Source organism: Streptomyces albicerus (assembly GCF_008905045.1).
Taxonomy (GTDB): domain Bacteria; phylum Actinomycetota; class Actinomycetes; order Streptomycetales; family Streptomycetaceae; genus Streptomyces; species Streptomyces albicerus.
Map to the genome: position 1 here is coordinate 1 of NZ_VWMY01000101.1, position 5,592 is coordinate 5,592.

The 5,592-nt window shown below is 68.8% G+C and carries 1 protein-coding gene; it reads right to left on the bottom strand.

The annotated features are described in order from the left end of the window. Nucleotides 1-154: 154 nt before the first annotated feature. Nucleotides 155-5,095, bottom strand: coding sequence for an NAD-glutamate dehydrogenase (locus GAS53_RS49290; protein ID WP_151484332.1), 4,941 nt, complete (start codon nucleotides 5,093-5,095; stop codon nucleotides 155-157). Nucleotides 5,096-5,592: the final 497 nt, after the last annotated feature.

The following is a 5,592-nucleotide window of genomic DNA, read 5'->3' on the forward strand; positions in this document are numbered from 1 at the left end:
CCAGCCCGTCCGGCGTTTGAGGACGAGGCCGTTCAGGCCGATAGCGGGGGTCTGGGGGCGGCAGCCCCCAGGGACGGGACGGGAAGGGGCGGCGGGGGCGAAAAAAAAGAGGGGCGCCCCAAAACCACAGGGCGCCCCTCCTCCCAACCGCCGCCTACGAATGCGTACGCAACATCGTCCGCATCGTCCGCATCGCCACCGACAGATTCGCCAGGTCGAAGGACTCGGACCCCTGAATCTCCTCGAGCGTCGTGCGGGCCCGCGCAAGGATCGCCGCGTTCCTCTCCTCCCACGCCTTGAACCGCTGCTCAGGCGTGAAGGCGCCGTTCCCGACGGCGAGGACGTCGGCGGTGAGAGCCGCGTGCGCCGCGTACAGGTCCTCACGGATGGACGCACGGGCCATGGACTGCCAGCGATCCGCGCGCGGCAGCTCGATGATGCGGTCCATGAGCGCTGTGATCCGCAGCCGGTCGGCGAGGTCGTAGTAGACCTCGGCGACGTCCATCGGCTCCTTGCCCATACGGTCACCCACCGCGACGATGTCGAGCGACGGGAAGGCGGACGAGAACCCGGCGACACGCTGGGCGAGCTCGTCGGGCACCCCGGCACCGGTCAGCTCGTCGTAGATCCGCTGGTACCACTCCAGGTCAGCGCCCCGCAGCAGCTTGGGCAGCTCACCCCAGACCCGCGCGACCCCGTCGCTGAAGAAGCCGATCGTCTCGGCGAGCTCCAGCGGCTGCGGCCGGTTGTTGAGCAGCCACCGCGTACCGCGCTCGACGAGCCGCCGCGAGTGCAGCCGGATCCGGGTCTGCACACCGGCGTCGACCTTGTTGTCGAGCGCCTCGACCGCGTCCCACACCTCGCTCGACCCGAAGATCGCGCGGGCCGCGGTCTGCGCCCGGACGATCTCCTCCAGCGAGGCCCCGGTCTCCTCGCGCAGCCGGTGCAGGAAGCTCGTACCACCGGTGTTGACCGTGTCGTTGACCAGCACCGTCGTGACGATCTCGCGCCGCAGCGGGTGGCTGTCGATCTGCTCGGTGAACTGCTCACGCAGCGCGGTCGGGAAGTACGCGTGCAGCAGGCTCCGCAGATACGGATCGTCGGGCAGCGAGGTGTGCAACAGCTCGTCGGCGACCGTGATCTTCGTGTACGCGAGGAGGACGGCCGTCTCCGGCTGGGTCAGACCGTGCCCGGTGTTGAGCCGCTCCCGGATCTGCCGCTCGGTGGGCATGAACTCCAGCGCCCGGTCGAGGTGGCCCGCGCGCACCAGATGCCGCAGGTAGCGGTGCTGGGCGTGGAGCATGCTCGGGGACTGGGCGAGCGCGTTGGCGAGCGCCGTGTTCTGCGCATAGTTGTTGCGCAGAACCAGCTGACCGACCTCGTCGGTCATCTCGGCGAGCAGCTTGTTGCGCTGCTTGACGGTCAGGTCGCCCTCCGCGACGACGGCGTTGGCGAGGATCTTGATGTTCACCTCGTGGTCGGAGGTGTCCACGCCCGCGCTGTTGTCGATGGCGTCGGTGTTGACCTTGCCGCCGGCCTGCGCGAACTCGATGCGGCCGAGCTGGGTGAGGCCGAGGTTGCCGCCCTCGCCGACGACCTTGACCCTGAGGTCGGCGCCGTCCACGCGGATCGCGTCGTTGGCCTTGTCGCCGACGTCCGCGTGCGTCTCGGTCGACGCCTTCACATACGTACCGATGCCGCCGTTCCACAGCAGGTCGACCGGAGCCTTGAGGATCGCCCGCATCAGGTCGGCGGGGGTCATCTTGGCGATCTTGGACTCGATGCCGAGGGCCTCGCGGATGTGGCTGTTGAGCTGGATGGCCTTGGCCGTGCGGGGGAAGATGCCGCCGCCCTGCGACAGCAGCTCCTTGTTGTACTCGGCCCAGGACGAGCGCGACATCTCGAAGAGGCGGCGGCGCTCGGCGTACGAGGCGGCCGCATCCGGGTGCGGGTCGATGAAGATGTGCCGGTGGTCGAAGGCGGCGACCAGACGGATGTGCTCGCTGAGCAGCATGCCGTTGCCGAACACGTCACCCGACATGTCACCGACGCCGACGACCGTGAAGTCCTCGGTCTGGGTGTCGACGCTCAGCTCCCGGAAGTGCCGCTCGACGGACTCCCAGGCACCGCGGGCCGTGATGCCCATCTTCTTGTGGTCGTACCCGGCCGAACCGCCGGAGGCGAAGGCGTCCCCGAGCCAGAAGTTGTACGACTCCGCGACGCCGTTCGCGATGTCCGAGAACGTCGCCGTGCCCTTGTCGGCGGCGACGACGAGGTACGTGTCGTCCTCGTCGTGCCGTACGACGTCGGCGGGCGGTACGACCTCACCGGCCACCATGTTGTCGGTGATGTCGAGCAGCGCCGAGATGAAGGTCTTGTAGCTGCGGATACCCTCCGCCAGCCAGGCGTCGCGGTCCACGGCCGGGTCCGGCAGCTGCTTGGCGACGAAGCCGCCCTTGGCACCGACCGGCACGATGACGGTGTTCTTCACCATCTGCGCCTTGACCAGGCCGAGGATCTCGGTCCGGAAGTCCTCACGCCGGTCGGACCAGCGCAGACCTCCTCGCGCGACCTTGCCGAACCGCAGGTGCACGCCCTCGACACGCGGCGAGTACACCCAGATCTCGTACGCCGGACGCGGCGCCGGCAGGTCCGGGATGGCCTGCGGGTCGAACTTCATGGAGACGTACTCGTGCGGCTTGGCGCCCGCCGCCTCCTGGAAGAAGTTCGTGCGCAGGGTCGCCTTGATGACGGTGAGGAAGGAGCGCAGGATCCGGTCCTCGTCCAGGCTGGCCACCTGGTCGAGGGCGGCGTCCAGCTCCTCGAGGAGAGCGTCGGTCAATTCCAGACCCGCCCGCTGCCGGTCCGGCGACATCCGCGCCTCGAACAGCGAGATGAGCAGCCGGGTGGTGTGGACGTTGTTGCGGAGGGTGTCCTCCATGTAGTCCTGACTGAAGGTCGAACCGGCCTGGCGCAGGTACTTGGCGTACGCGCGCAGCACCATCGCCTGCCGCCAGTTGAGCCCGGCGCTCAGGACGAGGGAGTTGAAGCCGTCGTTCTCGGCCTGTCCGGTCCAGGTCGCCGAGAAGGCCTCCTGGAAGCGCTCGCGTCCGTCGTCGCCCAGGTAGTCGCCGTTGCCGCCGCCCTGCGCCTTGGGCATGCGCAGGCCGAAGTCGTAGATCCACGCGGACGTACGGTCCGAGCAGCGCAGCTCGTACGGGCGCTCGTCGGTGACCTCGACGCCGAGCTTGCTGAGGACCGGCAGGACCGCGGAGAGGGAGACCGGCGCTCCGGTGCGGTAGATCTTGAAGCGGCGCTCTCCGGGGGCGGCGCCCACCGGCTCGTACAGGCTGAGCGCGAAGTCCTTGTCGTCGCCGAGCTGCTCCAGGTGGACGAGGTCGGCGACCGCGGTGCGCGGGTTGTGGTCGGCCTTGTAGCCCTCGGGGATGGCGTTCGCGTACCGGCGCAGCAGCTCGGCCGCGTGCTCCTCGCCGCACTCCGCGTTCAGTGCCTCGGCGAAACCGTCGGCCCAGGAGCGGGCGGCCTCGACGAGCCGGGCCTCGATGCGCTCCTTGTCGGCGTCGCTGAGCTCCGGCAGCTCGGTGCCCTGCGGGACACGGACCACGAAGTGCAGCCGGGAGAGGATCGACTCGGTGTTCCAGGCCGTGAAGTCGACGCTGATGCCGCCGAGCTCCTCCTTCAGGATGTCGATGATCCGCAGGCGTACGCCGGTGGTGTAACGGTCGCGCGGGAGGTAGACGAGCGCCGAGTAGTAGCGCCCGTACTCGTCCTGGCGCAGGTAGAGCCGGAGCCGGCGCCGCTCTTGGAGGTAGAGGACGGAGGTGACGATCGACCGCAGCTCGTCGGGCGGGGTCTGGAAGAGCTCGTCGCGCGGGTACGTCTCCATGATCTGGAGGAGGTCGCGGCCGTCATGGCTGTTGGGCGAGAAGCCCGCGCCCTTCAGCACCTCCTGCACCTTGCGGCGGACGACGGGGACGCGACGGACGGACTCGGTGTACGCGGCGGAGGAGAAGAGACCGAGGAACCGGCGCTCGCCGACGACGTTGCCCTCGGCGTCGAACCTCTTCACTCCGACGTAGTCGAGGTAGGACGGCCGGTGCACGGTGGCGCGGCTGTTGGCCTTCGTGAGGACGAGCAGCTTGTGCTCACGGGCCTTGGCGCGGGCGTCGGCGGGCAGCCGCTCGAAGGACGGGCTGACCGGGTGGCTCTCGTCGGTCGCGTGGTGCGGGTCGGACCGGAGGATGCCGAGGCCGGTGCCGGGGACGGCGGCGAGCGAGTCGTCCTCGCGCAGCTCGTACTCCCGGTACCCGAGGAAGGTGAAGTGGTCGCCCGCGAGCCAGCGCAGCAGCTCGCGCGCCTCCTCGATCTCCTGGTCGCGCAGGTCGTCGGCGGTCGGCTCCTTGGGCAGCTCCTCGGCGATACGCAGCGCCGAGTCGCGCATCTTCTCCCAGTCCTCGACGGCCTCGCGGACGTCGGACAGGACACGCAGGAGGTCATTGGTGATCTGCTTCAGATCGGCGCGGTCGGTCTCGCGGTCGATCTCGACGTGGATCCAGGACTCGATGGACGCGTCGTGGGGCAGCTCGCCGGTGGGCCGGGTCTTCATGACCTCGATGAGCTTGCCGGTGACATCGCGCCGTACGACGACCTGCGGGTGAATGACGACATGAATCCCGCGGCCCTGCCGGGACAGCTCATTGGTCACGGAGTCGACGAGGAAGGGCATGTCGTCCGTGACCACCTCGACGACGGAGTGGCTGCAGGTCCAGCCGTTCTCCTCGACGGTCGGGGTGTGGACTCTTACGTTGGCCGTGCCCTGGGGGCGGTTCTCGGCCAGCCGGTAGTGCGAGAAGGCGGCTCCGAAGACATCGACCGGGTCGCGGTCGGTGAGGTCCTCCGGGGCGGTGTGCAGGTAGTAGCGCTGGAGGAACGCGAGCACGGTGTCCTGGTCGGGTGCGCTCTCGCCCGTCTTCCCGGTCGGTAGGTGAAGGTGCCCCCCGACCGGGCTGTTCTCAGCTACCCGGGCAGCCCGTTCGAGCAGCTCGGCCTTTGCTTCGTCCAGCTTGGTCTGCATTGTCCTCTGGCTCCTGTCGCGCGCCGTTGCGTGACGTCGTAGAACGTGAAGTGACGTAGCGCCGTGACGCGGGGTGTCCGGTCTGATTCGACGCTATGCCGCGATGAGAGATGAGCGGGGCGTTATCGGCCATCTTTGCGTCGCCCGGAGGCTGTGACACTGCTCTCGGTGCGCCTGCGCCGAAGCTCGCCGCGCTTTCCGCGCTTGCCCGCTCGCGAAGACCAGCGACCGCCCGGTCACGGATGTCGTCCGTGCGGTCCGGGCGCAGAGCAGAGGCACGGATGCCCCCGCGACGTATCGCGCTGATCACGGCACAAGGCTATCGCTCCCGACGGGGGCGGCGTCATGAGCCGTATGTGTACAAAAGCGGGGGTCGAATTTTGACACTCTGCACAGTTCGCTCCGCTGGGTCGGGCGGGGTGGGGGACGCGGGCTTGTGTATGTGGGCGGGTGGGTGGGGGTTTGTTTGTGGCTGGGCGCGCAGTTCCCCGCGCCCC

Bases quoted from the DNA above. Each gene is read 5' to 3' on its own strand.
- GAS53_RS49290 (WP_151484332.1), bottom strand. From the start codon at position 5,095: ATGCAGACCAAGCTGGACGAAGCAAAGGCCGAGCTGCTCGAACGGGCT.